Source organism: Stenotrophomonas sp. SrG (genome assembly GCF_050031795.1).
GTDB classification, from domain to species: Bacteria; Pseudomonadota; Gammaproteobacteria; order Xanthomonadales; family Xanthomonadaceae; genus Stenotrophomonas; species Stenotrophomonas rhizophila_A.
Genome location: NZ_JBNBBE010000066.1, coordinates 1 through 328 on the forward strand (window position 1 = coordinate 1; position 328 = coordinate 328).

Annotated in this window: 1 pseudogene; it reads right to left on the minus strand. The window is 72.6% G+C overall.

From position 1 onward, the window contains the following. Positions 1-328, minus strand: a pseudogene (locus tag ACQG3P_RS18995) (homoserine kinase); the annotation flags it as partial.

Below are 328 nucleotides of genomic sequence, written 5' to 3' on the forward strand. Positions count from 1 at the left end.
CCACCCGCACGTCGCGCAGGCCGGCGCGCACCAGCTCGGCATCTCCGCGGAAGCAGCCGCTCAACCCCCGCGCCAGGTTCGCGCTTTGCGTGACGAATTCGGATAGGTGGTAGCTGCCCTGCAGCGCCGCACGCGCTCGACGGGTTTCCAGGACGGCGTCTGGATGCACCAGCAGGCTGGACCACCCGGCGGGCACCGGGATGCTCACCAGCCGGTCCGCCGTGCTGAGCACCAACCCGCCCAGCAGCATCGGGCCGTGGGTGTCGCCGTGCCGGCCGCCACTGGCCACCGCCTCACCGCGCAGCGCGAACGGATACAACGCCTCGCG